The sequence below is a fragment of the Desulfurivibrio dismutans genome, from assembly GCF_029210385.1.
GTDB classification, from domain to species: Bacteria; Desulfobacterota; Desulfobulbia; order Desulfobulbales; family Desulfurivibrionaceae; genus Desulfurivibrio; species Desulfurivibrio dismutans.
Window position 1 is genome coordinate 78,823 of the sequence record NZ_JARGDQ010000002.1, and the last position, 24,601, is coordinate 103,423.

The 24,601-nt window shown below is 61.6% G+C and carries 27 protein-coding genes; 8 read left to right on the forward strand and 19 right to left on the reverse strand.

Annotated features, from left to right (window positions below; genetic code table 11):
* The first annotated feature begins 22 nt into the window (after nt 1-22).
* From P0N66_RS02410 to P0N66_RS02420, 3 genes are all read left to right on the forward strand, one after another.
* Nucleotides 23-331 carry a toxin-antitoxin system TumE family protein gene (locus tag P0N66_RS02410; protein WP_275802396.1) on the forward strand — a complete coding sequence of 103 codons (309 nt, stop codon included), beginning with the start codon at nt 23-25 and terminating at the stop codon, nt 329-331.
* A complete protein-coding gene (locus P0N66_RS02415) occupies nt 312-686 on the forward strand; it encodes an HVO_A0114 family putative DNA-binding protein (RefSeq protein ID WP_275802397.1) in 375 nt (124 codons plus the stop codon). Before P0N66_RS02410 ends, P0N66_RS02415 begins: the two co-directional genes overlap by 20 nt.
* A gap of 243 nt (nt 687-929) precedes the next feature.
* Nucleotides 930-1,763, forward strand: a complete 834-nt coding sequence (locus P0N66_RS02420; RefSeq protein WP_275802398.1) for a Wadjet anti-phage system protein JetD domain-containing protein — start codon at nt 930-932, stop codon at nt 1,761-1,763.
* Nucleotides 1,764-1,900: 137 nt separating this feature from the next.
* Here P0N66_RS02420 and P0N66_RS02425 read toward each other — a convergent pair whose 3' ends face one another.
* The 19 genes from P0N66_RS02425 to argB form a co-directional block, all read right to left on the reverse strand.
* A complete protein-coding gene (locus tag P0N66_RS02425) occupies nt 1,901-2,950 on the reverse strand; it encodes an ABC transporter ATP-binding protein (RefSeq protein WP_275802400.1) in 1,050 nt (349 codons plus the stop codon).
* Between the two features lie 10 nt (nt 2,951-2,960).
* Nucleotides 2,961-4,637 carry an ABC transporter permease gene (locus tag P0N66_RS02430; protein ID WP_431189997.1) on the reverse strand — a complete coding sequence of 559 codons (1,677 nt, stop codon included), beginning with the start codon at nt 4,635-4,637 and terminating at the stop codon, nt 2,961-2,963.
* A gap of 133 nt (nt 4,638-4,770) precedes the next feature.
* Nucleotides 4,771-4,911, reverse strand: coding sequence for a hypothetical protein (locus tag P0N66_RS02435; RefSeq protein WP_275802403.1), 141 nt, complete (start codon nt 4,909-4,911; stop codon nt 4,771-4,773).
* A gap of 241 nt (nt 4,912-5,152) precedes the next feature.
* Complete coding sequence (locus P0N66_RS02440; RefSeq protein WP_275802404.1) at nt 5,153-6,181, reverse strand: Fe(3+) ABC transporter substrate-binding protein; 1,029 nt, start codon at nt 6,179-6,181, stop codon at nt 5,153-5,155.
* Between the two features lie 258 nt (nt 6,182-6,439).
* Nucleotides 6,440-7,132: a 16S rRNA (guanine(527)-N(7))-methyltransferase RsmG gene (gene rsmG / locus P0N66_RS02445; RefSeq protein ID WP_275802405.1), complete on the reverse strand. Its 693-nt coding sequence runs from the start codon at nt 7,130-7,132 to the stop codon at nt 6,440-6,442.
* An 8-nt stretch (nt 7,133-7,140) separates the two neighbouring features.
* On the reverse strand, nt 7,141-7,716 hold the full coding sequence (gene pgsA, locus P0N66_RS02450; RefSeq protein WP_275802406.1) for a CDP-diacylglycerol--glycerol-3-phosphate 3-phosphatidyltransferase: 576 nt from the start codon (nt 7,714-7,716) through the stop codon (nt 7,141-7,143).
* A 6-nt stretch (nt 7,717-7,722) separates the two neighbouring features.
* Entirely contained in the window at nt 7,723-8,370 is a 648-nt protein-coding gene (gene fsa, locus P0N66_RS02455; protein ID WP_275802407.1) for a fructose-6-phosphate aldolase, read from the reverse strand.
* A 44-nt stretch (nt 8,371-8,414) separates the two neighbouring features.
* Nucleotides 8,415-8,684: a YHS domain-containing protein gene (locus P0N66_RS02460; RefSeq protein ID WP_275802408.1), complete on the reverse strand. Its 270-nt coding sequence runs from the start codon at nt 8,682-8,684 to the stop codon at nt 8,415-8,417.
* Between the two features lie 14 nt (nt 8,685-8,698).
* Entirely contained in the window at nt 8,699-9,193 is a 495-nt protein-coding gene (gene folK, locus P0N66_RS02465; protein WP_275802409.1) for a 2-amino-4-hydroxy-6-hydroxymethyldihydropteridine diphosphokinase, read from the reverse strand.
* Between the two features lie 5 nt (nt 9,194-9,198).
* Entirely contained in the window at nt 9,199-10,011 is an 813-nt protein-coding gene (dapB, locus tag P0N66_RS02470) for a 4-hydroxy-tetrahydrodipicolinate reductase (RefSeq protein ID WP_275802410.1), read from the reverse strand.
* Between the two features lie 10 nt (nt 10,012-10,021).
* Nucleotides 10,022-10,909: a 4-hydroxy-tetrahydrodipicolinate synthase gene (gene dapA, locus P0N66_RS02475; protein ID WP_275802411.1), complete on the reverse strand. Its 888-nt coding sequence runs from the start codon at nt 10,907-10,909 to the stop codon at nt 10,022-10,024.
* Between the two features lie 26 nt (nt 10,910-10,935).
* On the reverse strand, nt 10,936-11,841 hold the full coding sequence (gene dapF / locus P0N66_RS02480; RefSeq protein ID WP_275802412.1) for a diaminopimelate epimerase: 906 nt from the start codon (nt 11,839-11,841) through the stop codon (nt 10,936-10,938).
* Between the two features lie 5 nt (nt 11,842-11,846).
* Nucleotides 11,847-13,115 carry a diaminopimelate decarboxylase gene (lysA, locus tag P0N66_RS02485; RefSeq protein ID WP_275802413.1) on the reverse strand — a complete coding sequence of 423 codons (1,269 nt, stop codon included), beginning with the start codon at nt 13,113-13,115 and terminating at the stop codon, nt 11,847-11,849.
* Nucleotides 13,116-13,223: 108 nt separating this feature from the next.
* Nucleotides 13,224-14,297: a fibronectin type III domain-containing protein gene (locus P0N66_RS02490; RefSeq protein ID WP_275802414.1), complete on the reverse strand. Its 1,074-nt coding sequence runs from the start codon at nt 14,295-14,297 to the stop codon at nt 13,224-13,226.
* A 28-nt stretch (nt 14,298-14,325) separates the two neighbouring features.
* Nucleotides 14,326-15,726 carry an argininosuccinate lyase gene (gene argH, locus P0N66_RS02495; RefSeq protein ID WP_275802415.1) on the reverse strand — a complete coding sequence of 467 codons (1,401 nt, stop codon included), beginning with the start codon at nt 15,724-15,726 and terminating at the stop codon, nt 14,326-14,328.
* Nucleotides 15,727-15,877: 151 nt separating this feature from the next.
* Nucleotides 15,878-17,077, reverse strand: a complete 1,200-nt coding sequence (locus P0N66_RS02500; RefSeq protein ID WP_431189998.1) for an argininosuccinate synthase — start codon at nt 17,075-17,077, stop codon at nt 15,878-15,880.
* Nucleotides 17,078-17,082: 5 nt separating this feature from the next.
* Nucleotides 17,083-18,000, reverse strand: a complete 918-nt coding sequence (gene argF, locus P0N66_RS02505; protein ID WP_275802417.1) for an ornithine carbamoyltransferase — start codon at nt 17,998-18,000, stop codon at nt 17,083-17,085.
* A gap of 346 nt (nt 18,001-18,346) precedes the next feature.
* A complete protein-coding gene (locus P0N66_RS02510; protein WP_275802418.1) occupies nt 18,347-19,537 on the reverse strand; it encodes an acetylornithine transaminase in 1,191 nt (396 codons plus the stop codon).
* Nucleotides 19,534-20,415, reverse strand: coding sequence for an acetylglutamate kinase (argB, locus tag P0N66_RS02515; protein ID WP_275802419.1), 882 nt, complete (start codon nt 20,413-20,415; stop codon nt 19,534-19,536). Before argB ends, P0N66_RS02510 begins: the two co-directional genes overlap by 4 nt.
* Nucleotides 20,416-20,769: 354 nt before the next feature.
* On the opposite strand from argB, the gene lptA reads away from it, so the two are divergent.
* From lptA to P0N66_RS02540, 5 genes are all read left to right on the forward strand, one after another.
* Entirely contained in the window at nt 20,770-21,312 is a 543-nt protein-coding gene (lptA, locus tag P0N66_RS02520; RefSeq protein ID WP_275802420.1) for a lipopolysaccharide transport periplasmic protein LptA, read from the forward strand.
* Entirely contained in the window at nt 21,309-22,055 is a 747-nt protein-coding gene (lptB, locus tag P0N66_RS02525) for an LPS export ABC transporter ATP-binding protein (protein ID WP_275802421.1), read from the forward strand. Before lptA ends, lptB begins: the two co-directional genes overlap by 4 nt.
* Nucleotides 22,056-22,070: 15 nt before the next feature.
* Nucleotides 22,071-23,567 (forward strand): RNA polymerase factor sigma-54, encoded by a 1,497-nt coding sequence (gene rpoN, locus P0N66_RS02530; RefSeq protein WP_275802422.1) that lies wholly within the window; start codon nt 22,071-22,073, stop codon nt 23,565-23,567.
* A gap of 92 nt (nt 23,568-23,659) precedes the next feature.
* Complete coding sequence (locus P0N66_RS02535) at nt 23,660-24,127, forward strand: PTS sugar transporter subunit IIA (protein ID WP_275802423.1); 468 nt, start codon at nt 23,660-23,662, stop codon at nt 24,125-24,127.
* A complete protein-coding gene (locus P0N66_RS02540) occupies nt 24,120-24,560 on the forward strand; it encodes a RapZ C-terminal domain-containing protein (RefSeq protein ID WP_275802424.1) in 441 nt (146 codons plus the stop codon). The genes P0N66_RS02535 and P0N66_RS02540 overlap by 8 nt, the downstream gene beginning before the upstream one ends.
* Nucleotides 24,561-24,601: the final 41 nt, after the last annotated feature.

Sequence of the window (24,601 nt, forward strand, 5' to 3'; positions counted from 1 at the left end):
CGCAGGAGTGGTAGCATAAATCATGCCTGAAAAAAAGGTAATAGATCGAACCTTCGCCATTTCCAGAAAACGCGGCAATGGCATCCTCCGCTATGAAATTTGGGAAACCGCTGGAGTTGTAACCCGATACAACCTGGCCTACATCAACCACCTGATCTACAGCGGCGATAATGGCCGAGTGGTTGGTTATGACAACAAACATGGTCACCATCGACACTATAAGGGGGCGGTCGAACCGATAAAAGCAACAAGTTTTGCCGAGCTTGAAAAACGTTTCGAGCAGGACTGGACAACCGTATTGGAGGAGTACAATGCGCAACGTAACCGTTAAAACCGGTACCGTTGAGGATTTTCTGGCCCGGAGCCGCAAAATAGCCCGCCGTATGGACCGGGGAAAGGAACTTCAGCCTGAATATACCCTTACCTTCGAGGACCCGGCGGATATGTTTTCCGTAATGAGCCCCGGTCGCCTGGAGCTTTTTAGGGCGGTCAAAAAGGAACCTTCGTCGATCACCGCCTTGGCCCAGCGTCTCAAGCGTGATCGCAGTTCGGTCAAGAAAGATATCGATCAGTTGATGGCCGCAGGTTTGCTGGATGTAAAAGAGGTGCCCCTGCCGGGACACGGTCGGCAGAAGTTTGTCCGGGCTGTAGCCGACAGCATCCAATTACAGGCGGTAGTGGCGTAAATCCTGTTGTACCCGACTAAAACAGACTTACCCGGATAACAGGGAAAGGGCCATCGGCACAATGGAGTATATACCGAACCATAACAGTCCGTTTTTCAACGGGCTGTTAGCGGCCACCAAGATCGACATCCGGTTTTAGGCCGACGCCCGTGATGCCCTTTTAAGGCCATGTTGGAATAGGCAGCACGAAAAACCGCCAACGATGAAAACCATGAAAACACTTTATCGGGAACCTTTCACCCCATGAACTGGACCACCCCGGTGGAGCTGCGCCGCCAGGTGCGGAAATTGTGGGACCGGGGCCAGCTGCTGGCCGAGCTGGCCGGCGGCGAGAGCATTTTCCCCCGGCGACTGACCCTCAAAACTCCCACCTCGACCCAACTGGCCAGTGATTTTGGCGCCGTCCGCGACTGGATCAGCCGATTGCGCGCCGGGGCCGGGGGCACCGAAACCGGGGCTGACGGAGCCGGGGCTGACGCCCCCGGCCGTAACCACGACGCTGACGCCGGGGGTGTGCATGGCAGCGGCAAATACCGGATTCAATGGCGGGAGATCAACCACCGGGTACTGGGTCGCAACCGGGTGCCGACGGCGGTCTGGCTCGACAGCCTGGACCAGGCCCTGGCCCTGCGCCTGGATGTTTTCACCGACCTCAAGCTGCCGGTGCGCCGGGTCTTTATCACTGAAAACGAGATCAACTTCCTGGCCTTCCCCCGCCTGGCGGCCAGCCTGGTGATCTTCGGCGCCGGCTACGGCTTCGAGGAATGGTCCCGGATAAGCTGGCTGCAAAAGCAGGAAATCCACTACTGGGGCGATATCGACACCCACGGCTTTGCCATCCTTAACCAACTGCGGCGGATTTTCCCCCAAGCCCGTTCCCTGCTCATGGATCGGGAAACCCTGCTTGCCCATCGCCGCCAGTGGAGCACCGAACCCAAACCGCAAAAACGCGACCTGCCCCGCCTGCAGCCGGCGGAAGCCGCCCTCTACGACGATCTGCGCCATGACCGCCTGGGGCCATCCGTTCGCCTGGAGCAGGAAAGAATCGCCTACAGCCGCCTGCTGGATATTTTTTAAATTTGATGGTCTCGCCAAAACTTGTTAATCGTGCTCGGTCGGCATCGCCACTTTTTACGGCGCCGGCACTTCGGCAGCCCGCAAAAAAAATGCCGTGACATGTCGACGCCAACCCCGGCGCCCGTCAGGGCCTGATGCTATTCGGGGAACAGTACCATGTGGCGGACATCGGCGTGGATGCCGATCATCTCGCCGGTGGCATGCGAGCAGTGGCTGGGGACCAGGGCCTGGACCGGGTGGCCGCTGCTCAGACGCAGGGTGTAGAGAATATTGGCCCCGCGAAAATCCCGGCGCAACACCTCTGCCTTGACCGGGCTGGCGTCATCGTGGATGACGTCCTCGGGACGGACCAGGACGCTGACGCGGCTGCCGGATGTTATTTTTTCTTCACCAGCACCGCTGTCCACGCCCTTGAGCAGGCCCAGGCCGGTTTCCACCGCGCCACCGGCCTCCACCACACCCGGCAGCAGCACCCCCTCGCCGATGAAGTCGGCTACAAAACGGGTTTTGGGTCGGTGGTAGAGGTTATAGGCGGTGTCCCACTGCTGCAGGATGCCGTCATGCAGTACCCCGATCTCGTCGGCCATGGCGAAGGCTTCGAACTGGTCGTGGGTGACCAGAAACGCGGTGAGCTCTTCCTGCTTGAGAATGCGCCCCACCTCCCGGGCCAGTTTTTCCCGGATCTCCATATCCAGGCTGGAAAAGGGTTCATCCAGCAGCAGCAACTCCGGTCGCGGAGCCATGGCCCGGGCCAACGCCACCCGCTGTTGCTGGCCGCCGGACAACTGGTGAGGGTACAGCGGCCCGCTTTCCTCCAGGCCGATCAGCACCAGCAGTTCCGCCACCCGCCGGCGGCGGTTTTTGGCGTCCAGACCACCCAGGCCGAAGGCGATATTATCGGCCACACTGAGGTGGGGAAACAGTGCCAGGTCCTGGAAAACCATACCCACCCGGCGTTTTTCCGGCGGCAGAAAGTGACAGTGGCTGCTGACCAACCGGCCGCCCAGGCGGATCTCACCTTTGCGCACCGGTTCAAAACCGGCGATGGCCCGCAGCAGGGTGGTCTTACCACAGCCGCTGGGCCCCAGCAGGCAGCCGATGGCCCCGCCGCCCAGTTGCAGATCGATCCCTTTGACGATGTCGGGACCGCCGTAAGAGATATGTACGTTTTTTACTTCCAGTTGCATAATATCTCCCCTATTTTTGCTCGCGGCGGCTGCGGGCAATGGTCAGACTCAGCAGGATCACCGGCACGATCCCCGCCGCCACTATGGCCAGGGCGGCCAGGCTGGACTCGGCCAAAAATTCGTCGGAGGCCAGCTCAAAGGCCCGCACCGCCAGGGTGTTGAAGTTAAAGGGGCGCAGCACCAGGGTGGCGGGCAACTCCTTGAGGACATCGACAAAAACCAGCAACAGGGCGGTGAGCAGGCTGCCCCGCAACACCGGCAGATGCACCCGCCGCAACACCTGGAAGGGGCGCATCCCCATGACCCGGGCGGCATCATCCATGGACTGCTTGACCTTGCCCAGGCCGGCTTCCACCGCGTGCAGGGCCACCGCCATAAAGCGGGCCACGTAGGCAAAGAGCAGGGCCGCCACGGTGCCGCTGAGCAACAGGCCGGTGGAGATATTAAAATTATCCCGCATCCAGCTGTCAACGGTATTGTCCAGCCAGGCGAAGGGGATAATCACTCCGATGGCGATCACCAGCCCCGGCACCGCATAGCCCATGCTGGCCACTTGGACCCCGACCCGGATCACGGGAGTGGGCCGCAAACGCTTACCGTAGGCCAGCAGCAGGGCCAGGGTCAGGGTCAGCAGGGCGGCGCCGGCGGCCAGCAGCAGACTGTTGCGCATCAGCACCAGGAAATCAGCGTCGAAAGTGTGTTCCCAGGTGGCCCAGGCCCAGGCTCCAAGCTGAGCCGCCGGCAACAAAAAGCCAAGCATAAGGGGCAGCAGGCAGACCGCAAAGGCGGCCAGGGCCCGGCCGCCGCACAGTTGATAACCTGGCAGGTCCTGGTGGCGCTGGCCGGTGTTGTGGTAACGAGCCCGGTGCCGTGACCAGCGCTCCAGTACGATCAGTACCAGGACAAAGGTCATCATCAGAGCGGCCAGCTGGCTGGCCGCGTCGATATCGCCCAGGCCGTACCAGGTGCGAAAAATGCCGGTGGTGAAGGTGTCGACCCCGAAATACTGGACGGTGCCGAAATCGGCCAGGGTTTCCATCAGGGCTAAAGTCAGTCCGGCGATGATGGCCGGCCGGGCCATGGGCAGGGCCACGGAGAAAAATGAGCGCCAGGGGCCGCAGCCCAGGGTGCGGCTGGCCTCCAGCACGCAGACCGATTGCTCAAGAAAGGCGGCTCGGGCCAGCAGGTAAACATAGGGGTAAAGCACCAGGGAGAGCATCAGCACCGCCCCGGGCAGGGAGCGTATTTCGGGAAACCAGTAGTCACCGTGGCCCCACTCGAACCAAGCCCGCAGGGCGGTCTGCAGAGGGCCGGTAAAGTCCAGCATGCCGGTATAGGTGTAGGCAATGATGTAGGCCGGCATGGCCATGGGCAACAGCAGCGCCCACTGAAAAAAACGGCGGCCGGGAAAGCGGCATAGGGTACAAACCCAGGCGCAGGAAACCCCGATCAGCAGGGTACCGAAGCCCACCCCCAGCATCAGCAACAGGGAATTGCCAACGTAGTCGGGCAGCACGGTGGCGGCCAGATGCCGCCAGACCTCACCGGTGGGCTTGAAAACGGAGGACAGCACCACCAGCACCGGCACCGACAGCGCCAGGGCCACCAAGGGCACCCCCACCCCCCAAAAGTCAAGCGGACGGGATCCCCCCCGCCCACCGATATACCGAGCAAAAAAGTGTTTCATCGGCACAACAAACGTTTTCCCACCAGTAAAAAAGTAAATACCCACGGGGACACCCCGCAGGTATAAAAAAGCCATCAGCCGAAAGTCTATTGGTTGTGGCAAAGGGGTGGGTGCCGATAAAACCGGTAGCGGCTCATTCTCGGCGGGCATCCATGCCCGCCTCCGAGGCGGCGGCGACCTCCTGCACGTCCCATGTGCCCGGCCCCGCCGCCGAACCCGCCGCTACCGGTTTTACCGGCACCCGTCCAGGCCCCAGGCACCTTGCCTGTTGCACCCAGGCTTTCTCTTATTCCCCTCAAGTAAGTATCGTGTAACCGGCTGTAATATCGCAGCCAGCAAAAACTTACTTGCCGACAAATCGCCGCCACAGCCGGCGTGGGATGCTAATGCCCTGGTTCGTAACACTGAAAAACTTTCAGCATTGCCGCAGATTTGCGCAAGCAGCCCCCGCGAGTATAGCAGCGCTATATCGTGGGGGCTGATCGCGCAAATCTGCGGTGCTGCTGTGCGTTTTTCTAGCGCCAACCGGCGCGGTCCATCAATCTTACCGCTTCCGGGTTATATTCACCCAGGCGGGCCAGGTCAAGGTCATCGGCCTTGAATTCACCCCAGGCGGCCAGGGTGTCACTCAACTCCACCCCGGAGCGTACCGGAAATTCGTAGTTGGCCGAGGCATACCAACTCTGGGCCTCTTCACTGACCAGAAACTCCAGCAGCTTAACGGCATTGTCCCGGTTACCGGCATACTTGGTCACCCCGGCGCCGCTGACGTTGATGTGGGTGCCGTAACCATCCTGATCGGGCCAGATCAGGCCGATGGCCGCCACCGCCGCCTGGTCGGCCTCGTTGCCATTGGCCATGCCGCCAATGTAGTAGGTATTTACCACGGCCACGTCACATTGTCCAGCGGCCACCGCCCGGATCTGGTCGCGGTCACCACCCCGGGGTGGCCGGGCCAGGTTGGCCATCAGGCCCCGCACCCACTCTTCGGCGGCCTCCTCCCCTCCATGGGCGATGCGGGAGGCCACCAGGGACTGGTTGTAGACGTTACTGGACGAACGAATGCAGATCTTGTTGCCCAGTTCCGGATTGGCCAGATCGGCATAGGTGCTGATCCCCGCCGGGTCAAAACGATCCTTGGCGTAGATGATCACCCGGGCCCGCTTGGAAAGACCGAACCAGTGCCCTTCCGGATCGCGCAAATTGGCGGGAATCACCGCGCTTAAAACCGCCGACTCGACGGGCTGAAAAACCCCGGCCACCATGGCCCGGCTCAGATTGCCGGCATCCACGGTGAGCAGCAGATCGGCCGGCGAGTTGCGGCCCTCGCTCTGCAGCCGCTGCAGCAAGGCCTCCGGCCGACCGGCCACCAGATTGACCTTAATACCGCTAAGCTCGCTAAAACGATCCAGCAGCGGCTTGATCAAAGCCTCCTGGCGGGCCGAATAGATATTGACCTCATCGGCGGCGGCGGATGTCGGAGCGCCGGCCACGCTGAAAGCGAGCAGCAGCAGGGGAACCATAAAAGAGCACAAACGATGCATGACCATAATCTCCCAAAAAAGAATTCACATACCGGCGGTCCCGAACAGACAAGCAACCTTAAATACCGCACCGGGACCATAAATTACCGCAGACGAATGGTTGCGCGCCGGACCATCCGTCGGTTTCAAGTTTTATCTACCACTGTTTTTTGGAGATGTCTAATCTTTTTTTAGATACCAATAACTTTATGTTGCCCTCAACACTTGGGAGCCGTTACAACCTTTGGCCATTTGCCATACCAGATGCCATGGTCGGAGTTATGCTTTTCGGAAAACCAGCAAGTTGCGGCAAGCGCCGGAAAAAGGGAGGGTAAAGGCTACGGTTTGCTCCAGACAATATGGTGAATCGGGCTGCTGTTGCCGCCAGGCGGCCAGCTCCGTTTCGGCCCGGGGCCCTTTCATACAGATCACCCGACCGCCGGCCGGGCTCAAGGGGGCGCAAAGGGCCAAGAAAGGGGCAATGGCGGTAAAGGCACGGCTGGTGATCACCGCAAAGCGGCCCGCCAGCTCCTGATCATCGGTGGCCTCCGGCTCCAGTCTTTGGGCCAGCACCACCGTACCGTCATGGAGCCCCAAGGTGCGGATGACATGGCGAAGGAAAGAAACCCGCTTCAAACGGGGTTCCATCAGGGTAACGGCGAGAGCCTCGGGCCGCCAGCACTTCAACGCCAGCCCGGGAAAGCCGGCGCCACTGCCCACATCCAGCAAAGGTAAGCGATAGCTGGGATCCCGGTTGTTTAAGCTGGCCAGCAGGGGCCACAAGGTGAGAGAGTCGAGGAAATGGGTTGCCAGCAGTTCCTGCGGCGGCGCGGCGGCCACCAGGTTGATGCGGCGGCTCCATTTAAGCAGTTCGTCATGGTAACGGCAGAGCCGGGCGATGGCCGCAGGTTCGGGCGGCACCCCCAACCGCTTAAGCCCCACGGCCAGTATGTCGGCACATCCCCGGCTCACAAGGACGCTCAGGAAGAGGAAACGGTGGGCAGGTACAGTTTCTGGAAACGCACGAAGTACTCCACCCCGGACCAGACAGTGAGCACCATGGCCACCATCAGCAGCACCTCGCCCACTTCATGCAGGTAGGGCAGCGGCAACAGGGAGGCGGGAAAAATCAGTACGCACAGGGCGATATACTGGAACACGCTTTTCAACTTGCCCATCCGGCCGGCGGCAATGACAATCCCGGCATCGGCCGCCACCCCCCGGAAGCCGGTGATCACCAGCTCCCGGGCCAGAATCACAAAGGCCACCCAGGCCGCCACCTTACCCAAAGGGATCAGCATGATCAGGGCCACGGCGATCAGCACCTTGTCGGCCAGGGGGTCCATCAGTTTGCCCAGCACCGACTCGCTCTGCATCTTACGAGCGAAATAACCGTCGGCCAAATCGGTGAGCGCCCCGGAAAGAAACAGAATAAAGGCGACCAGGCCGGCCAGTTGACCCGCCCCGGGCAACAGGCAAAGCAGGATAAAGGGCACCACCGCAAACCGGTAAGCGGTTAGCAAATTGGGCAGGGTTATGATCTGACGATGGGGCATCGTTCTCTACTTACGGGGTCTTTTGGCCCAATCGGAAAGAAATTTCTCCATGCCGATGTCGGTGAGCGGATGGGCCGCCAACTGGGAAATCACCTTGAAGGGAATGGTGGCGATATGGGCTCCCATCAAGGCTGATTCCACCACGTGGATGGGGTTGCGAACACTGGCCACGATGATCTCGGTGGTGAACCCGTAGTTCTCGTAGATGGTGAGAATATCCTGGACCAGGTTGAGACCGTTTTCGGAAACATCATCCAGCCGCCCGACAAAGGGAGAAACGTAGGCGGCTCCGGCCTTGGCCGCCATCAGGGCCTGACTGGAGGAAAAAACCAGGGTGACGTTGGTTTTGATCCCTTCTTCGGCCAACTTCTTGACCGCCTTGAGCCCCGCCGTGGTCATGGGCACCTTGATCACAATATTGGGGTGCAGCTTGGCCAACTGGCGCCCCTCTTCCACCATGCCGTCGCTTTCCGAGCTGATCACCTCGGCGCTGATGGGGCCGTCCACCAGGGCGGTGATCTCTTTGAGCAGGGCCTCGAAAGGTTTGTTTTCCTTGGCCACCAGGGAGGGGTTGGTGGTAACGCCATCCACCATGCCCATCTCCACGGCCTGGGCAATCTCTTCCAGATTGGCGGTATCGATAAAAAATTTCATGGTTTCCTCCGGAGGTTTAAATAAATTAACGGTGACTGAATATGTCAGCCGGCTGAGTTATCCTTTTTCTTTTCGACAAAAGTACGGCGACACTTCTCACTGCAGAAAAAAAACTCCTCCCCGTGGTGCTGATGCCGCAGGGCCTGACCGCGGGGCACATAAGCGCCGCAGGAGGGATCCTGCACCAGTACGTCATTAATGGCCGCCCGCTCCCGCTGGTCTTCCGCCGCCAACCGCTTTTTGCGGCCGGCCATATACAGACGGTATAGCAGATAACCCAGCACAATGATGATAATAATTTTCAGCGGGTGCATAAATACCGTCCTTATTATTCGTCCCAGTCTTCGGGGATCAGCCGTTGCCCCTCCACCGCTGCCAAAGAGGCGGCCATGGTGGCGATGTTTTGCCGCGCCCCCGGGGGCACCAGCGTCGGGGCCAGTTCCCGCAGGGGCTCCAGCACAAAACGGCGGCGGCGCATCTCGGGATGCGGCACCACCAGGTGGGGCAGGTTGATCACCTGGTCGCCATAAAGCAGCAGGTCCAAGTCAATGGGCCGGTCAAATCCCTGGTGTTGCCGGTCCCGACCCAATTCCGTCTCGATCCGCAACAGCAGGGCCAGCAGTTCTTCCGCCGCCAACTCAGTGTCCAGTTCCCCCACCGCGTTGGTAAACCACTGCTCGCTTACCCCGCCCACCGGCTCACTGCGCCAAAGCCGGGACAAGCGCCGGGCGGTAATACCCGGCACTGCCCCCAACCGCCGCCAGGCCCGGAGCAAGTTGCGCCGCCCTTCGCCCAAATTGGCACCCAGCCCGATATAGGCCACAACCCTCAAAAATCTTCGAGGCCCAGGACATCGAACATGTTGTACAGCCCTTTGGGCTTGTCCACCACCCAGGCCGCCGCCAGCGCCGCCCCGCGGGCGAAGTTATCGCGGTTGTGGGCCCGGTGGGTCAACTCCAGGCGCTCGCCGGCGCCGGCAAAATAGACCGTGTGCTCACCGACGATGTCACCGGCTCGGATGGTCTGGATGCCGATTTCCTGGTCGGTACGCTCACCAATGATGCCGTGGCGGGCATACACCCCCACCTTCTCCAGGTCGCGCCCCACCCCTTCGGCCACCATCTCCCCCAGCTTGAGGGCGGTGCCGCTGGGGGCATCTTTTTTCATTCGGTGGTGGGCCTCGACGATCTCGATATCGTAACTGTTGCCCAGCACGGCGGCCATCTTGCGGGCCACCTTGAACAGCACGTTGACCCCCACCGCCATGTTGGGCGCCTGCACACAGGGAAAGGCATCGGCGGCCAGGTTACGCAAATCATCCAGGTTTTCGGTGGTTAACCCGGTGGTGCCGATGACCATGGCCTTGCCTTTGGCGGCCGCCAGACGGGCCAGCTTCATGGTGGCCTCATGGAAGGTGAAATCGATCACCACTTCCCCCTGGTCGAGCGCCTCCGCGGGATCTCCCACCATCTTGATCCCCAAAGTGCCCAAACCGGCCAGCTCACCCAGGTCGCTGCCCACCTCCGGGCTGTCCGGCCGTTCAAAGCCGGCGACCAGCTCCAGTCCCGGCTGCTGCTGTACCATGGCGCAAATCCGGCGCCCCATCCGGCCGGCCGCCCCGGCCACAATTACCTTGGTCATGCCTGGCTCCTTACAGTAAACCGCATTGCTGCAGCACTTGTTGCAATTTGGTCTTGCCGGCTTCATCCATGGCATACATGGGCAGCCGAACAAAATCTGATTTAATTTTGCCCATCATGCGCAAAGCGGTTTTGGCCGGTACCGGGTTGGTGTCAAAAAACATTGCCTGCATCAGCGGAAACAGCCGATAATGGAACTCTCTGGCCTTGGCGTTATCGTTGCTCAAGGCCGCCTCGATCATTGCCGCCATCTCCCCCGGAGCGACATTGGAACTCACCGAGATCACCCCGGTGCCACCCACCATGACGGTGGCCATGGAGGTGAAATCATCGCCGCTCATCACAGCAAAACCGTTGGGGCAGAGGCGGATCACCTCGCTGACCTGCTGCAGGCTGCCGGTGGCCTCCTTGATGCCGACGATGTTGTCGATCTCGGCACAGCGGGCCACGGTGGCCGGCAACATGTTAACGGAAGTGCGACCCGGCACGTTGTACATGATGATGGGAATATCCACCGCCTCGGCCAGGGCCTTGAAGTGCCGGTACAGCCCTTCCTGGGAGGGCTTGTTGTAGTAGGGGGTGATCAACAGAGCGCCGTCGGCCCCAGCCTCCTTGGCGTGCCGGGTCAACTCGATGGACTCGCTGGTGCTGTTGGAACCGGTGCCGGCCAGCACCGGCACCCGGCCGGCAACGGTCTTGATGGTCAGCTCCACCACCCGGTGATGTTCATCGTGGCTCATGGTGGCCGCCTCACCGGTGGTACCGCAGGGCACAATGCCGTGGGTGCCGGCGGCGATCTGAAATTCAATCAGGTCGATCAGCCCCTGTTCGTCAAGGCTGCCGTCGGGATTGAACGGCGTGGCGATGGCCACGAAGGCGCCGCGAAATTTGTTGCTCATGGTTTCTCCTCCTAAGGACAATATCGTTACAATCTTCGCAAGGCTTCTTGATGGAGTTGGCCGTCGTAAATAAAGTCCGCCGGTCCTTCCAGTTTCACTTCGCTGAACTCATCACCATCCCGGCGATAATGGATCACCAACTCTTCCCGGCCGGAGGTGATGATCCGGGTAGGTGCGGCGGCCAGCCCCAGGGAGCCGGCCACCAGGGCGGCGGCCACCGCGCCGGTACCGCAGGCCAGGGTTTCATCCTCCACCCCCCGCTCATAGGTTCGCACCCGCAGCAAGCGATCACGGGGCACCACATCTTGCGGCACCCCGTGATCGCTTGCTGCCGTTTGCGCTCCGTGATCGATTAGCGTTTCCCGGCCCACGAAGTTGACGTTGGCCCCGGCGGGGGCAAAGTGGGGGTGAAAACGGAAGTGGCGACCCCACTCTTTCACCGGAGCGGCGTCAATATCATCCACCAGCAGCACGGCATGCGGCACTCCGGTATTGACCAGGTGCACGGTTTGCTCCATGCCGTCGGGGTTGTCCAGCCGCAGATCAAGCTGCAGGTTTTCCGGCGGGGTCATGGTCAAGCACACGGTGGTACCGGTGACCTCGGCCTCGATGATCCCGGCCAGGGTGGCAAAACGCATGTGAGCCGGGGCGATCCCCTGCGCAAAAGCAAAGCGGGCCGCGCAACGGGCGCCGTTGCCGCACATCTCGGCCACCGAGCCGTCGGCATTGAAAAACTGCCAGCGGAAATCGGCTTCTTTACTCTCTTCGATCAGGATCAGCCCGTCGGCCCCTACGGAAAACTTGCGCTCGCACACCGCCCGGGCAATTTTCTGTGCCTGGGCGGTATCGCTAAAAAGCGACCGCCGATGGTCCATCAGGATGAAGTCGTTGCCGGCGCCGCTCATCTTGGTGAATGGTATGGGAAATTGCATAATAATTACGACTCTTTAAGAAACCCCGGAATCTCTTCCCCCCGGATCAGGTCGGCATAGCTTTCCCGGCGGCGGATGACATGAAACTCGGCGCCGTTGGCCAGCACTTCCGCCACCCGGGGGCGGGAGTTGTAATTGGAGGCCATGGTAAAACCGTAAGCCCCGGCGCTTTTCACCGCCAGCAGTTCACCGGGACGGGCGGCGGGCACCTCCTGGTCGCGGGCCAGAAAATCGCCGGTCTCGCAGATGGGCCCCACCACATCGGCGGTCTGGGTCGCGCCATCTCCCTGCACCACCGGCACGATGGCATGATACGCATCATAGAGGCTGGGCCGGAAAAGATCGTTCATGCCGGCATCCACCACTATGAACTTCTTTTCCCCGCCCTGACCGCTTTTGGTGTAAAGCACTTTGGTCACCATGATCCCGGCGTTGCCCACTATAACCCGGCCCGGCTCCAGGATCAAGGTGCAGTCCAGCTCACCCAGGGCCTGGCGCACGGCGGCGCCGTATGCAGCGGGCTCGGGCGGCTCTTCCCGGTCATAGCGAATCCCCAGGCCGCCGCCGATATCGAGATATTTGACAGCAATGCCGTCGGCGGCCAGCCGGGCCAGGAACTTTTTGAGTTTGTCGATGGTATCGACAAAGGGTGAAACCTTGGTCAACTGCGAGCCGATATGGCAGCTGACCCCGACGATTTCCACCCAGTCCATCTTTTGCGCCCGGCGGTAAACCGCCGGCGCTTCGGCAATGGGAATGCCGAACTTGTTTTTGGCCAGGCCGGTGGAGATATAGGCATGGGTATGGGGATCCACATCGGGGTTGACCCGAAACGAAATCCGGGCCGTCACTTGCAGTTCGGCGGCACAGCGGGCCACCACCGTAAGCTCCTGCTCCGACTCCAGGTTGAACATCAAAATCCCGGCCTCAAGGGCCTGGCGAATCTCCGCCGCGGTCTTGCCGACCCCGGAATAGACGATCTTACCCGGCTCAATACCGGCGGCCAGGGCCCGGTAGAGTTCACCGCCGGAGACGATGTCGGCACCCCCCCCCAGCCCGGCAAAGAGTCGCAGGATGGCGATGTTGGAGCAGGCCTTGACGGCAAAGCAGGTCAGGTGATTCAACCCGGCAAAGGAGTCGTCCAGGGCCCGGAAGTGGCGCTGCAGAGTGGCGGTGCTGTACAGGTAGAAAGGAGTGCCCACCTGGTCGGCGATCTCCGGCACCGCCACCTCTTCGACCCACATGACCCCGTCCCGGTATTGAAAATGATCCATAAAACGCCCTCAACAAGGTTTTAATAATCGTTCAGCAAGGCCCCGGGGCCGACAAAGTCACCGGCTTTGGCACCGGGGTGAGGGCCATGCGATTTTGACGTTGCCCCGTCACGGCCGGTTAAACGGCAGTTCGTTGCCCGCCTCACTGCGGTTGCCCTCGGCATCGACGGCAACCAGGCGGTAGTACCAGGTGTCGGCCGCCGCCGGCGGCCGGCGGTCGAGGTAGCTCAAGGCCGGGGCCGATAACCGGCCTATTTCCCGGGACTCTTCCTCGCCGGCCAAACGGCGCAGCACAACAAATTCGACGATATTACCATCTTCCGGCATCTCCCAGAGCAGGCGCACCCCCTCCCGCACCGGTACCACCGCCTCCAGGGTCGGAACCGGCGGCGGAGTCAGATCCCGGGCGACAACCCGAACCGTTTCCCCCACCGGGCCGGCTATCTGGCTCTCGTCATGGACCGCCCGGGCCTGCACCCGATAGTAATAGGTCCGACCGCCCACCACCTCACGGTCGATAAAATCAGGGTCATCGGCCTGGGCCAGAACCCGAAAATCCTCCCCATCATCGGAGCGGTAAATCCGGTAGCGCAGCTCGGCTGGCACTTCGGCCAACACAGGGATTTCCCGCGGCGGCTGCCACCGCAGCCCAACCAGCCGGTCGCCGGCCTCGGCGGTCAATCCACCGGGGGCGCCGGGCGGTGTCAGCCAGGTAAAAGCAATCCGGTTGGACGGCGCACTGGCCAGCAGCCAGCCGGCCCGGCTCCGCACCTGATAAAGATAACGGTGGCCCGGCAGCAGTTGAGTTTCGCGGTAAACCAGGCGTTCACCGGCGGCTATTTCATTGCGCACTGTCAGCGGCCGGCCAAACGGGGGCGGCTCCTCTGCCCGGTACTCTGCTTCCGGCACCACCGCTCGGTAGAGCTGAAATTTTTTAACCCGGTAGGGCAAGCGTTCACCCTGTAACGTCCGACGGGGTACGGTCCAGGAAAGCTTGATGCCGCGTTCATCAAGAACAAAATCCAGGTCGGCGATGGGGGCCGGCAGAATCTCCTCCGGCGGCCGCGGATCGGTTTTTTTACCGCAACCGGCGGCAAAAAGCAGCAGCGCCATTACCCCAAACACCAGGCAAAACCGGCGAAAACCGGAGGCTGCCCCCGGTTTTTTGATCAACTCCCCCATGATAACGCCACCCACTATTTCAACGCCATTACCCGACAGACAGCTCCGCCTCGGCCCGGGCGATGGCCTCTGCCACCCGGGCTCCACCGGTGCCGCCCACGGAGTTGCGGCTGTTGACCGAGCCCTCCACCGACAGCACGGCAAAGACATCCTCTTCGATGCACTCGGCAAAGCGCCGCAGCTCGGTCAGGCTCAACTCGGCGATATCACGGCCCTGCTCCAAGGAATAGGCCACGGCCCGGCCGACGATGGCGTGGGCCTGGCGGAAGGGCACCTGCTTGCGCACCAGGTAATCGGCCAGGTCGGTGGCGGTCATGCAGCCCCGGCGCAGGGCCGCCGCCAGGTTTTCTTCCTTGAAGCGCAGCCCGGCCATCAGTTCGGCGGCCAAGGCCAGGGAGGCGGAGACGGTGTCCACGGTGTCGAAGATCGGCTCCTTGTCTTCCTGGAGATCGCGGTTGTAGGCCAGCGGCAGGCCCTTGAGCAGGGTCAGCAGGGCCATCAGGTGGCCCACCACCCGGCCGGACTTGCCGCGGATCAACTCCGGCACGTCGGGGTTTTTCTTCTGGGGCATGATGGAACTGCCGGTGCAGAAGGCGTCGGGCAGCTCGACAAAGGCGAACTCTTCGCTGGTCCAGAGCACCAGCTCCTCGGCCAGGCGGCTTAAATGGACCTGGATCAGGGCGGCGGCGGCGGCAAACTCGATGACGAAATCCCGGTCGGCCACGGTGTCCAGGCTGTTGGCCGAGACTTCGGGGAAATCCAGCAACCCGGCGACATACTCACGATCGATGGGCAGGCCGGTGCCGGCCAGGGCCGCCGCCCCCAGGGGCAGAACGTTGATCCGCCGGCGGCAGTCGGCCAGGCGTTGACGGTCGCGCTTGCACATCTCGTAGTAGGCCAGCAGGTGGTGGGCCGCCAGCACCGGCTGGGCCCGTTGCAGGTGGGTGTAACCCGGCATCACGGTCTGCCGGTAGCGACGGGCCTGGGTCACCAGGGAGCGCTGCAGCTCGGCCAGCAGACCATCCAGGCGGTCGCACTCCTCCCGCAGGTAGAGGCGGAAATCCAGGTTCACCTGGTCGTTGCGGCTGCGGGCGGTATGCAGCTTTTCCCCGGCGGGACCGATCTTTTCGGCCAGGGTCTTTTCGATATTCATGTGAATATCTTCCAACTCCGGCCGAAAGACAAACTCGCCCCGCTCGATCTCGCCTTCTATTTCATCCAGCCCACCCAGGATCAACCGGCACTCCTCGTCGCTGATCAGCCCCTGGCGAGCCAGCATGCGGGCATGGGCCCGGCTGCCGGCGATATCGTGGCGGTAGAGCCGGCAGTCGAAATGAACCGAACAGGTAAAGGCCTCCACCGAGGCCGCGGTCTTTTCCGCAAAACGCCCGCCCCACATCTTCATATCGCCGGTTTGCTGCTGCTTCAATGTATATGATCCTCAAAAGTATAACGAAACAAGGCCAATTGTTTAGGCAACCAAGGTAAACGCTGAGCAGTGCCGCAGGTTGCGGCAAGCGGACCGGCGCCGCGTACACCAGTACGCAAGCCGGGCCGATCGCCGCAAGATGCGGTGCTGCTTAGCGTTTACCGGCCTGCATGCTCAAGCGCAGTCCTTGCAAACGGATAAAGCCCTCGGCGTCGGCCTGGCGGTAGACCTCATCCTCTTCGAAGGTGGCGAAGCTCTCCTGGTACAGCGAGTTTTCCGACTTGCGGCCCACCGGGATGCAGTTGCCCTTATAAAGCTTGAGCCGCACCACCCCGTTGACCGTGCTCTGGGCATAATCCATGGTGTTTTGCAGCATTTTCATCTCCGGCGAGAACCAGAAGCCGTTGTAGATCAGCTCGGAATAGCGCGGCACCAAGGAATCGCGGATCTTCATGACCTCACGGTCCAGGGTGATGGTCTCCAGATCGCGGTGGGCACAACGCAGGATGGTGCCCCCCGGGGTCTCGTAAACCCCGCGGGACTTCATGCCGACAAAACGGTTTTCCACCATGTCCAGCCGGCCCACGCCGTTGGCGCCGCCCAGTTGGTTGAGCCGGGCCAGCATGGCCGCCGGGCTGAGGCGTTCACCATCGATGGCCACCGGATTGCCCTGCTCGAAGGTCAGCTCCAGATAGGTGGGCTGGTCCGGCGCCTTTTCCGGGGCCACCGAGAGCTTGAACATGGCCTCTTCCGGCTCGTTCCAGGGGTCTTCCAGGATGCCGCCCTCGAAGCTGATGTGCAGCAGGTTTTCATCGGAACTGTAGGGTTTTTCCTTGGTCACCGGCACCGGAATACCGTGTTTTTCGGCATAGGCCATGAGCTTGGTGCGGGAGTTGAGGTCCCACACCCGCCAAGGGGCGATGATGGTCAGTCGGGGGTTTAAGGCCAGGTAGGAGAGCTCGAAGCGCACCTGGTCGTTGCCCTTGCCGGTGGCGCCGTGGCTCACCGCGTCGGCTCCGCAGGCTTCGGCGATCCGCACCTGTTCCTTGGCGATCACCGGCCGGGCCAGGGAGGTGCCCAGCAGGTAGGAACCTTCGTAGATGGCGTTGGCCCGGAAGGCGGGAAAGACGTAGTCGCGGACGAACTCTTCCTTCAAATCGGCGATGACCACCTCGTCGGCACCGGTGGCCAGGCCCTTTTGCCGCACCGCCTCCCAGTCCTCCTCCTGGCCGATATCGGCGGCGTAGGCCACCACCGGGCAGTTGCAGGTTTCTTTGAGCCAGCGCAGAATAACCGAGGTGTCCAGGCCGCCGGAGTAGGCCAGGACGATTTTGTTCACTTTGGGGAGCATCATTATTATTTCCTTGCGATAAAATCGGCCAGGATGGCCGCGTGGATGTGCATCTTGTTTTCCGCCTGGTCCCAGACCACCGATTGCGGCCCTTCCAGCACCGCCTCGCTGATTTCCTCGTCGCGATGGGCCGGCAGGCAATGCAGCACGATGGCCTGCGGGTCGGCCTGGGCCAGCAGCCGGCTGTTGATCTGGTAGGGGCGGAAGACCTGGAGCCGGTGAAGCTGTTCGTCTTCCTGGCCCATGCTGGCCCAGACGTCGGTGTTGATCACGTCGGCCTCGGCCACCGCCTCGGCGGGATCCCGCACCAGGTTGATGGGGCGGGCGGCGTCCACCCGGGCGGCCTTGAGGATCTCCATGTCGGGGTCATAATCTTCGGGGCAGGCCAGGGTCAGGGCAAAGCCCAGGCGGGCGGCGGCCTGGATCCAGGAGTTGGCCATGTTGTTGCCGTCTCCCACCCAGGCGACTTTCAGCTTGTCAAGCTTGCCCTTGTGTTCGATCACCGTCATCAGGTCGCTCAAGACCTGGCAGGGATGATGCAGGTCGGTAAGGGCGTTGATCACCGGCACATCGGAATAGCGGGCCAGTTCCTCGACGATCTGCTGGCCGAAGGTGCGCACCACCAGGCCGTCGACGTAGCGGGCCATGACCCGGGCCATGTCCTTCAGGGGCTCGTTACGAGCCAACTGGGTGTCGCGGGAGGAGAGGTAGATGACCTGGCCGCCCAGTCCGTACATGGCGGCCTCGAAGGAGACCCGGGTGCGGGTGGATGGTTTTTCGAAGACCAGGGCGATGGTGCGCCCTTCCAGGTCCCGGTGACGGATCCCTTCCCGGCGCTCACTTTTCAGGACCAGGGCCCGGTCGATCAGGGCGACCAGCTCGGCGCCGCTGAAATCCGCCAGGCTGAGCAGATGTCGTGCCATGTTTGTTCCGTTGTTTTCGTTATTTAACGTTACCAAAGACATTAAGGTCATTGGTTGTGGCCAGGGGGTGGGGGCCGCGTAAACCGGTAGCGGCTCATTCTCGGCGGGCATCCATGCCCGCCTCCGAGGCGGCGGCGGCCTCCTGCGCGTCCATGCGCCCGGCCGCCGCCAAACCCGCCGCTACCGGTTTCCGCGGCCCCCGTCCAGTGTTCACGCGGCTTGCTTTTCGCTCTGAGACACCCTGCAACCGGTGGCACTGCCCCGGCCAGCCTTGAAAAAGGACGAACCTAGACACTTACAAAATATCAACCACCTTTGTAAAGGTCTTTTTCTTGCCCCGCCGTCCTTAACGGATCGCGTCCGCCACCAGTTCCAGGGCCCGGTCGATTTCCGCCCGGCTGACCACCAGCGGCGGGATAAAGCGCAGGGCGGTGTTGCCGGCAAAATTGAGCAGCAACCCCTGTTCAAAGAGCTTTTGCACCATCGCCGGGCCTTGGTCGCGAAATTCTTCCCGCAGCACCAGGCCCTGGATCAGCCCCATGCCGCGTACTTCCTGCAGGCGGTCGGGGTAACGCCGCACCAGCTCGTTCAGTCCGGCGGCCAGGTAAGCGCCTTTTTCCCTTACTGCGGCCAGGAAATCCGGGGCCAGCATGGTGTCCAGCACCGCCAGGGCGGCGGCGGCGGCCACCGGGTTGCCGCCGAAGGTGGAGGCGTGGGTGCCCGGGGTGAAGGCCGCCGCCACGTCTTCCTTGGCCAGCATGGCTCCCATGGGCAGGCCGTTGGCCAGGCCCTTGGCCAGGGTGATGATATCCGGGACCACCCCCAGCTGCTCGTAAGCCAACAGGCTGCCGGTACGGCCCATTCCCACCTGGACCTCGTCGAAGATCAACAGCAAACCGTGGCGGTCGCAAAGCTCGCGGATGCCGCGCAGGTACTCCGGCGCCAGGGGACGCACCCCGCCTTCCCCCTGCAACGGTTCACAGAGCACGGCACAGGTCCGCGGCCCCACCAGCCGCTCCAGGCCTTCAAGATCCCCAAAGGGGGCGTGGAGAAAACCGGCCGGCAGGGGCTCAAACCCCTCATGGAACTTGCTTTGGCCGGTGGCGGCCACGGTGGCCAGAGTCCGGCCGTGGAAAGAACCGGTAAGCGAAATGATTTCGTATTTACCCTCACCGCTTGCCTTGCGGGCCAGTTTGAGGGCCGCCTCGTTGGCCTCGGCCCCGGAGTTGCAGAAAAAGACCCGGTCGGCAAAACTGTGCGCACAGAGCTTTTCCGCCAGCTTGATCTGCGGCACGGTATGGTAAAGGTTTGAAACATGGACCAGCTTTTCCACCTGCTCCCGTACGGCGGCCGATACCGCCGGATGGCAGTGCCCCAGGTTGCAGACCGCGATCCCGGCCACGAAATCCAAATACTCCCGGCCGTCGGCATCATGCAGGGTACAGCCGCTACCCCGCACCATGGTCACCGGCAACCGCCCGTAGGTGTTCATCAAAACTCCGTTCCCCCGCTGGTTCCACTGCTCGTTGGCGCTCATTTTACTATCTCCGTTCCCACCCCGCTCTGGGTAAACATCTCCAGCAGAATGGCATGTTCCTTACGACCGTCAATAATATGGGCCTTGCCCACCCCGCCGGCCACCGCCTCCCGGCAGCAGCGGACCTTGGGGATCATGCCGCCGCCCACCACCCCGTCGGCGATGAATTTTTCCACCTGGCCGGAGGCGATGGAGGAAATCAGCCCGCCCTCTTTATCCAGCACCCCGGCCACGTCGGTGAGCAGGATCAGCTTGGCGGCCTTGAGTTTGGCCGCCACCGCCCCGGCCACCAGGTCGGCGTTGATATTGTAGGCCCGGCCGTCATCGCCCACTCCCACCGGCGCGATCACCGGGATAAAGCCTCGGGCGTCCAGGGTTTCCAGTACAGCGGCATCAACCCCCACCACCCGACCCACCCGGCCGAGATCAATCAGCTCCGGCGGCGCGTTTTCCACCTGCTCCTTCATGATCTGCATCTTCTCGGCCCGGATCAGGTCGCCGTCGCGGCCGGAGAGGCCCACGGCCCGGCCGCCGTGGTAGTTGATCAAACTGACGATCTCCTTGTTGACCTTGCCCACCAGCACCATTTCCACCACGTCCATGGTTTCATGGTCGGTGACCCGCATCCCCTGCACGTAGCTGGGGGTGATCTGCATCTTGTCGAGAAAGAGGTTGATCTGCGGGCCGCCGCCGTGCACCACCACCGGGTTGATGCCGACATATTTCATCAGGATGATATCGAGGGCGAAATTTTTCTTCAGTTCCTCGTCCACCATGGCATGGCCGCCGTACTTGATGACCACCGTGGCGTTGGCGAATTCCCGCAGGTAGGGCAGGGCCTCGATGAGGGTTTTAGCTTTGTCCAGGCTGTTGTTCATGTTATCTCTTGCCTTATATATTAGTTAAGGACGCTTGGCACGTTTTGTGCTATCCTGAAAAATCTGTGTTACGATGAATCTGAAACGGGCGAAACAATCCCTATACCGGTCCGGAAATGAATTCTATAAAGTAATGGTTTCACCAGCCAGGACGCAAGCAGAAAGCGGCACTGGTTCTGGTTATTGTGCGTAAGGGGAGCAAAAAGTCCATGGACGGACTTTTTTGCGGATTCATCCTATTTAGGTTACGAATTAACAAATATGCGATTCTTTTTGATTTTTTTTAGCTTGGGGCTGCTGCTGGGCAGCATGCCGCCTGTTTCTTTCGCTGCGGCGAGGGGAGGAGCGGAACCGGTGCGAATTGAATCGGACCGGATGGAAACCGGGGCTGAACCAAACTCGGTGGTGTTCAGCGGCCAGGTAGTAGCCCGCCAGGGTGAGCTGACGGTTTATGCCGAGACCATGACCATCTTCCACCTCAGCCAGGAAGAGCAGGAGCAGTTGCCGCCGGGGGATCGGCGGCAACTTAAAAAACTCCACGCCACCGGCCAGGTCCGGGTGGAGGCCGAGGAATGGATCGGCACCGGCGACACCATGGAGTACACGGAAACGGAACGCAGGGTACTGCTGGCCGGCAACGCCCGGGCCTGGCAGGAGGGCAACCTGGTCACCGGCCAGTCGATCACCATCTATCTCGACGAAGGCCGAAGTATCGTGGAACGGGGCGAAGACCCCGAAAAACGGGTGCGGGCCTTTTTTTATTCCGGCGATGATTCCCCCGGGGCCGACGATGAAGCAACCCCGTCCCCTGAGCCGCCCACCGATGAAGATGAACCGGCGGAGCCCGCGACCAATGATAACCAGCCACCGCCGCCGGCCGATCCGGAGGCCCCATGAGTTCAGCCGCACCACTTCCGAAAACGCAGCTGGCCACCCGCGACATCGTTAAACAGTACAACAGGAGACGGGTGGTGGACGGCATCAGCCTGTCGGTGGAAACCGGCAGCGTGGTGGGCCTGCTGGGCCCCAACGGGGCCGGCAAAACCACCACCTTCTACACTATCGCCGGCTTTGTCCGTCCCGATGCCGGTCGGGTGCTGCTGGACGAGCAGGATATTACCGCCCTGGCCATCCACCGCCGGGCCCGCCTCGGTTTGGCCTACCTGCCGCAGGAGTCCTCGGTGTTCAAAAAGCTCAGCGTGACCGAAAATGTCCGCATTATCCTCGAGCCTCTGGGGCTGGGCCGCCAGGAGATCAAACAGCGCATCGACTCCCTGCTGGAAGAATTGAAACTGGGCTACCTGGCCGATAACCCGGCCCACTCCCTGTCCGGTGGCGAACGGCGGCGGGTGGAGATCATGCGGGCCCTGGCCATGCAGCCCCGGTTTATTTTACTGGACGAACCATTTGCCGGCATTGACCCGCTGTCGGTGGCCGACCTGCAGCAGATCATCAAAGATCTGAAAAACCGGGGCCTGGGAGTGCTGATTTCCGACCACAACGTGCGGGAAACCCTGGCCGTCTGCGACCGGGCCTATATTGTCAACCACGGCCAACTCTTGACCAGCGGCACGGCGGAAGATATTATCCGTTGCCCCGAAGCCCGCCAGATGTACCTGGGCGAACATTTCACCCTTTAACCAAGAAGACCGACCATGGCCCTGGAACTGCGACAAAGCTTGAAACTTAGCCAGCAACTGGTGATGACCCCCCAGCTGCAGCAGGCCATCAAGCTGCTACAGCTTTCCCGACTGGAACTGGTGGAAACCGTCCAGCAGGAACTGGAGGTCAACCCGGTGCTGGAAGAGGGCCTGGACCTTTACGAGGATGGCGGCAGCGCCGTCGATGAACCGCTGCCGGACTCGGCCCTGGCCGGCAATACCGCTCCCGGCGAAGAACTCAACCGCCCCGAGCCGGAGCAGACCGCCGAAGTCACCATGGACTCCTCCTCGGCCCTGGGGGAGATCGACTGGGGCAACTACCTCAATGAGTATGCCGGCGACCAGAGCGACGGCGGCTACTCCGGCAGCGCCGGCCGCGACGACGACGCCCCGCCTTCCCGCCTGGATATCTTAAGCGTCCGGCCTTCGTTAAGCAGCCACCTGCAGTGGCAGCTCAATCTCTCCCGGATCAGCGACCAGGGCAAGGAGGTTGGCGACTTCATCATCGGCAATCTGGATGAAAACGGCTTTCTGCTGGTCAGCCCCGAAGAGATCCGCACCCAGACCGGCTGCTCGCCCGCCGTGGCCGACAAGATGCTGGAGCTGATCAGGGAGATGGACCCCGCCGGAGTCGGCGCCCAGGATTTGCGTCACTGCCTGCTGCTGCAGCTATCCCGGCTGGAACTGGGCGACTCGCTGGCGGCCCGGATTGTCAGTAATCATTTAAACCTGCTGGAGACCCGCAATTACACCGGGCTGGCCAAGGCCACCGGCGCCACCACCGCCGAAGTAACGGCGGCGGTGGAGATTATCACCGGGCTCAACCCCCGGCCGGGCCGGCTTTATTCCGACGAGGAGCCGGTTTACATCTTGCCCGACGTCTATGTTTACAAACTGGGTGAAGAATACGTGATCATGCTCAACGACGAGGGTCTGCCCCGGCTGCGGATCAGCAACTACTACCGGGACATCCTGGACAAAGACTCCAGCGCCCCGGGGGAGACCAAAGATTACGTGCAGGACAAACTGCGCTCCGCCATGTGGCTGATCAAGTCCATCCAGCAGCGGCAGCGGACCATCTACCGGGTGGTGGAAAGCCTGCTCAAATTTCAGCGCGATTTTTTTGAGCACGGCATCAACAAGCTCAAGCCCATGGTGCTGCGCGACGTGGCCGAGGATATCGGCATGCACGAATCCACCATCTCCCGGGTAACCACCAACAAGTACGTCCATACCCCCCAGGGCACCTTCGAACTGAAATACTTCTTCAACTCCACCATCTCCACCGAGGGCGGGGACGGCATGGCTTCGGAGAGCATCAAGCAGCGGCTGAAAAGCATCATTCAGCACGAAGACCGAAAAAGACCCTTGAGCGACAGCGCCATCGCCGCTGTTTTCAGCCGCGACGGCATCCGACTGGCCCGCCGCACGGTGGCCAAATACCGCGAACAACTGGGGATTCTCCCTTCAAAACTCCGCCGCCGGCCTTAACCGGGCATCCGTTTAGGGCTTGTACATTTTGGCTGTTTTCGATATTGCTTTTAGTTAGCAGCCCAAACGTTTATCATCGACGGCTACTTATTATGAATGCGATCAAGAAGGCCGAACAGGCCGTTATTATTCCGGAACTGGCCGCCATTACCCGCAAGGAAGTGTTGCAGGAACTGGCGGCGGCGGCCGTAAAGCAACGTCCGGAACTGGAACTGGAACGACTTTACGCCATCCTGGAGGATCGGGAAGAGCTGGGCTCCACCGGCCTCGGCGACGGAGTCGCCATTCCCCACGGCAAGGTGCCGGAACTGAATGAGATGATACTGGTTTTCGGCCGCAGCACCAATGGGGTCCCCTTTGCCGCCCAAGATGGCCGCCCCATTCATCTTTTCTTCCTGCTCCTGGCCCCGGCCGCCAGCAGCACCCCCTATCTTGGCCGCCTGGCCGAACTGGCCCGTTTCCTCCGGGACCCCCAGGTCCGAGCTCGCCTGCTGCAGGCGGAAAACCGGGAAGAGCTGATGTCAATCCTGCAGGGCGAAGACCAGGGTGATCATGAATAGGCCTGAAACCAGCGGGCAGGCGGTAAGCGGCGGACGTTTAAACCTGACACTGCAAAGCTTTGGCCACAAGCACGGATCGGCCCCGGCCGCCGACCTGGTTTTCGATGCCCGCCCCCTTCCCAACCCCTACTGGGAAGCGCCTTTACGCCACCGTCACGGCCTGGAGCCGGAGGTTGCCGCCTATGTTCTGCGACACCCCCAGGGGGAGCGTTTTCTCGCGCTGCATCTGGACCTGCTGCGTTTTTACCTGCAACTGGAGGCCTCCCGCGACCAGCACCGGGAGGCCATTACCATCGCGGTGGGCTGTACCGGCGGCCGCCACCGCTCCCCGGCGGTAACCGAAGCCCTGGCCGAGGCTCTGTCAAAGGCCTTGGCCGACACCGGCCTGCCGGTAAAGATCACCACCCGGCACCGCGATATCGACAAGCAATAACATTGCAAACGTTTACCGCCCGTTATATCAACACGTTAATG

Excerpts from the sequence above, each read along its gene's own strand:
- dapF (WP_275802412.1), bottom strand. The coding sequence starts at position 11,841 with ATGCAATTTCCCATACCATTCACCAAGATGAGCGGCGCCGGCAACGAC.
- P0N66_RS02430 (WP_431189997.1), bottom strand. The coding sequence starts at position 4,637 with ATGAAACACTTTTTTGCTCGGTATATCGGTGGGCGGGGGGGATCCCGT.
- fsa (WP_275802407.1), bottom strand. The coding sequence starts at position 8,370 with ATGAAATTTTTTATCGATACCGCCAATCTGGAAGAGATTGCCCAGGCC.
- dapB (WP_275802410.1), bottom strand. The coding sequence starts at position 10,011 with ATGACCAAGGTAATTGTGGCCGGGGCGGCCGGCCGGATGGGGCGCCGG.
- P0N66_RS02540 (WP_275802424.1), top strand. The coding sequence starts at position 24,120 with ATGAATAGGCCTGAAACCAGCGGGCAGGCGGTAAGCGGCGGACGTTTA.
- P0N66_RS02415 (WP_275802397.1), top strand. The coding sequence starts at position 312 with ATGCGCAACGTAACCGTTAAAACCGGTACCGTTGAGGATTTTCTGGCC.
- P0N66_RS02440 (WP_275802404.1), bottom strand. The coding sequence starts at position 6,181 with ATGCATCGTTTGTGCTCTTTTATGGTTCCCCTGCTGCTGCTCGCTTTC.
- lptB (WP_275802421.1), top strand. The coding sequence starts at position 21,309 with ATGAGTTCAGCCGCACCACTTCCGAAAACGCAGCTGGCCACCCGCGAC.
- pgsA (WP_275802406.1), bottom strand. The coding sequence starts at position 7,716 with ATGCCCCATCGTCAGATCATAACCCTGCCCAATTTGCTAACCGCTTAC.
- P0N66_RS02490 (WP_275802414.1), bottom strand. The coding sequence starts at position 14,297 with ATGGGGGAGTTGATCAAAAAACCGGGGGCAGCCTCCGGTTTTCGCCGG.
- P0N66_RS02535 (WP_275802423.1), top strand. The coding sequence starts at position 23,660 with ATGAATGCGATCAAGAAGGCCGAACAGGCCGTTATTATTCCGGAACTG.
- argB (WP_275802419.1), bottom strand. The coding sequence starts at position 20,415 with ATGAACAACAGCCTGGACAAAGCTAAAACCCTCATCGAGGCCCTGCCC.
- lysA (WP_275802413.1), bottom strand. The coding sequence starts at position 13,115 with ATGGATCATTTTCAATACCGGGACGGGGTCATGTGGGTCGAAGAGGTG.
- dapA (WP_275802411.1), bottom strand. The coding sequence starts at position 10,909 with ATGAGCAACAAATTTCGCGGCGCCTTCGTGGCCATCGCCACGCCGTTC.
- P0N66_RS02500 (WP_431189998.1), bottom strand. The coding sequence starts at position 17,077 with ATGCTCCCCAAAGTGAACAAAATCGTCCTGGCCTACTCCGGCGGCCTG.
- P0N66_RS02420 (WP_275802398.1), top strand. The coding sequence starts at position 930 with ATGAACTGGACCACCCCGGTGGAGCTGCGCCGCCAGGTGCGGAAATTG.
- P0N66_RS02410 (WP_275802396.1), top strand. The coding sequence starts at position 23 with ATGCCTGAAAAAAAGGTAATAGATCGAACCTTCGCCATTTCCAGAAAA.
- P0N66_RS02510 (WP_275802418.1), bottom strand. The coding sequence starts at position 19,537 with ATGAGCGCCAACGAGCAGTGGAACCAGCGGGGGAACGGAGTTTTGATG.
- P0N66_RS02425 (WP_275802400.1), bottom strand. The coding sequence starts at position 2,950 with ATGCAACTGGAAGTAAAAAACGTACATATCTCTTACGGCGGTCCCGAC.
- rpoN (WP_275802422.1), top strand. The coding sequence starts at position 22,071 with ATGGCCCTGGAACTGCGACAAAGCTTGAAACTTAGCCAGCAACTGGTG.
- argF (WP_275802417.1), bottom strand. The coding sequence starts at position 18,000 with ATGGCACGACATCTGCTCAGCCTGGCGGATTTCAGCGGCGCCGAGCTG.
- P0N66_RS02460 (WP_275802408.1), bottom strand. The coding sequence starts at position 8,684 with ATGCACCCGCTGAAAATTATTATCATCATTGTGCTGGGTTATCTGCTA.